Genomic DNA, 2,953 nt, shown 5'->3' with positions numbered 1-2,953 from the left:
CTTGCAGTCAACGCACATATCGGCGGTAGGGCGGGCTTCCAGTCGCTTGACGCCGATTTCGACGCCACAGGACTCGCACCAGCCATATTCTTCGTCTTCAATCAGTTGCAGCGTTTTGTCGATCTTCTTGATCAACTTGCGCTCGCGGTCGCGGGCACGCAGCTCGAGGCTGAATTCTTCTTCCTGGCTGGCACGGTCTGCCGGGTCCGGGAAGTTGGCCGCTTCGTCTTTCATGTGATCAACAGTACGGTCGACTTCCTGCATCAAGTCCTGTTTCCACTTGTTCAGGATCTTGGTGAAGTGCGCGCGCATGGGCTTGCCCATGTACTCCTCGCCCTTCACTTCTTTGTAGGGTTCGAAGCCGCTGATTGTCGTGCTTTGCTGTTGCTTTGCTTGGGTGGGCATGAAATGGACCGCCTCTACTCTTGTAATCCATCTGCGCAGGATTGCTCCATCACCGACACCTGCCGGCCCTGCGGCTGCAAGCGGGCGAACTTACCAGATCAAATCGGGACGCGCTACTCCCGGATGTCGAAGTAGTGGCTCGCAGCGCTTGCAAATCATTGCAAAGCTTTGTCTGGTGGTGTTGGAGACCTGATCAAATATTGATTTTAGTCAAACTTGGGGTACTCGTTTGAGTCGTTTATGTCTGGTGCTAAGGCGTCTGACCGCTTTAGGCTCTCGCTCGTTCCTGCGCTTGGGTAGAATTGGTTCTTTTATCTGTTGAAGGAAGGCTAATGGCTCAGTCCTACAGTGCCCGCAGTCGTGCAATCGAACCTTTCCACGTCATGGCGTTGCTGGCGCGGGCCAATGAACTGCAAGCCGCTGGCCACGACGTGATCCACCTGGAAATCGGCGAGCCTGACTTCACCACTGCCGAGCCGATCATTCAGGCCGGCCATGCCGCATTGACGGCTGGAAAGACCCGTTATACCGCAGCACGGGGCATTCCCGAGCTGCGAGAAGCCATTTCCAATTTCTACCAGCAGCGTTATGGGTTGAACATTGCCCCCAAACGAATCCTCATCACCCCCGGCGGTTCGGGCGCCTTGTTGCTGGCCAGCGCCTTGCTGGTGGACCCGGGCAAGCACTGGCTGTTGGCGGATCCAGGTTACCCCTGCAATCGGCACTTTCTGCGGTTGGTGGAAGGTGCGGCGCAGCTTGTTCCTGTAGGGCCTGAAGTGCGTTATCAGCTGACCCCCGATCTGGTCGCCCGCCACTGGGACCACGACAGCGTGGGCGCGTTAGTGGCTTCCCCGGCCAATCCGACCGGGACGATCCTGACTCGCGATGAGYTGGCAGGGTTGTCTGCGGCGATCAAGCTCCGACACGGTCATCTGGTAGTCGACGAGATCTATCACGGCCTGACGTACGGCACCGATGCCGCCAGCGTGCTGGAAGTCGATGACAGTGCGTTTGTTCTGAACAGTTTTTCCAAGTATTTCGGCATGACTGGCTGGCGTCTCGGCTGGCTGGTCGCACCGGAGGCCGCCGTCGGCGAGCTGGAAAAGCTCGCGCAAAATCTCTACATCAGCGCCCCCAGCATGGCCCAGCACGCCGCATTGGCCTGCTTCGAGCCGGCAACCATCAGCATTCTCGAAGAGCGCCGCGCCGAATTTGGCCGTCGTCGCGATTTCCTGCTGCCTGCCTTGCGCGAGTTGGGTTTTGGCATCGCCGTGGAGCCGGAAGGCGCGTTCTATTTGTACGCGGATATCAGCAAGTTCGGCGGTGATGCCTTCGCGTTCTGCCGACACTTCCTTGAAACCGAGCATGTGGCAATTACCCCGGGACTGGATTTCGGGCGCTTTCATGCCGGGCATCACGTGCGATTCGCCTACACCCAAAGCCTGCCGCGCTTGCAGGAAGCGGTCGAGCGGATCGCTCGCGGTTTGAAGAGCTGGCAAGGCTGATGCGTTTCCATCCTCCCCTCGAAGAAGGGCGTTTGATCCGTCGTTACAAGCGCTTTCTTGCCGATATCGAAACCGTTAGCGGCGAGTTTCTGACCATTCATTGTCCCAATACGGGCTCGATGCTCAATTGCCAGGTGGAGGGTGGGCAGGTCTGGTTCAGTCGCTCTAATGATCCCAAGCGCAAGTTGCCCGGCACTTGGGAAGTCGGCGAAACCCCACAAGGGCGCATGTTTTGCGTCAACACCGGGCGAGCCAACGGTTTGATTGAAGAGGCGCTGCACGCTGGTGTGATCAGTGAGCTGAACGGTTTTACCGAGCTCAAGCGCGAAGTCGCCTATGGTCAGGAAAGTAGCCGTATCGACTTTCGTCTCCAGTACCCCAGCGGCCCGGCCTACATAGAGGTTAAAAGCGTCACCCTCGGCTTCGATGGCTCATCAGTGGCCGCGTTTCCCGACGCGGTGACTCAGCGCGGGGCCAAGCATTTGCGTGAATTGGCGCACCTGGCCCGGGACGGAATCCGTGCAGTGCAGTTGTATTGCGTTAACTTGACTGGCATCGATGCCGTGCGTCCTGCAGAAGAAATCGATTCGGCCTACGCGGCGGCCTTGCGTGAAGCGGTGGCGTGCGGGGTGGAAGTGCTGGCCTACGGCGTGCGATTGACCCATGAAGAGATGGTGGTTGATCGGCGCCTGGACGTTCTGCTCAACGGTTAAACGCTGACCCAGACGCCCTGCGCGTCTTCGCGGCAGGGCACGGCGGTCAGCGATTGACCGGCGCAGGGGCCGGAAACGCATTCGCCGTCTTCGATCAGAAACAGTGCGCCGTGGGTGGAGCACTGGATCAAGCTGTTACTGGGGTCGAGAAAGCTGTCTGGCGTCCATTCCAGGCCGACACCACGGTGCGGGCAGCGATTGATGTAGACGAAAACCTGACCGCCCCGGCGTACGGCAAAGAGCTTCTGTCCTTCGATGTCGAAACCGCGACTGCTGGCGTCAGCCAATTCGGCACCTGTGCAAAGAAACTTCATGTCTATCCTCAAGTCG

The 2,953-nt window shown here is 58.7% G+C and carries 4 protein-coding genes; 2 read left to right on the top strand and 2 right to left on the bottom strand.

Annotated features, from left to right (window positions below):
* A partial coding sequence (gene dksA, locus AC1DRJ_RS23215; protein WP_477804207.1) for an RNA polymerase-binding protein DksA occupies nucleotides 1-405 on the bottom strand: 405 nt, incomplete at its 3' end.
* A gap of 332 nt (nucleotides 406-737) precedes the next feature.
* On the opposite strand from dksA, the gene AC1DRJ_RS23210 reads away from it, so the two are divergent.
* Both AC1DRJ_RS23210 and sfsA read left to right on the top strand, forming a co-directional pair.
* A complete protein-coding gene (locus AC1DRJ_RS23210; RefSeq protein ID WP_477804206.1) occupies nucleotides 738-1,910 on the top strand; it encodes a pyridoxal phosphate-dependent aminotransferase in 1,173 nt (390 codons plus the stop codon).
* The gene (gene sfsA / locus AC1DRJ_RS23205; protein ID WP_477804205.1) at nucleotides 1,910-2,623 is read left to right on the top strand and encodes a DNA/RNA nuclease SfsA; all 714 of its coding nucleotides are present in this window, start codon (nucleotides 1,910-1,912) and stop codon (nucleotides 2,621-2,623) included. The genes AC1DRJ_RS23210 and sfsA overlap by 1 nt, the downstream gene beginning before the upstream one ends.
* Here the strand turns inward: sfsA and AC1DRJ_RS23200 are convergent.
* On the bottom strand, nucleotides 2,620-2,937 hold the full coding sequence (locus AC1DRJ_RS23200; RefSeq protein WP_477804208.1) for a Rieske (2Fe-2S) protein: 318 nt from the start codon (nucleotides 2,935-2,937) through the stop codon (nucleotides 2,620-2,622). The genes sfsA and AC1DRJ_RS23200 overlap by 4 nt on opposite strands.
* Nucleotides 2,938-2,953: the final 16 nt, after the last annotated feature.

The sequence above is a fragment of the Pseudomonas sp. P5_B2 genome, assembly GCF_056400445.1.
The sequence above is the reverse complement of the archived record's forward strand: the minus strand, read 5'-3'. Positions and strand labels throughout refer to the sequence as shown.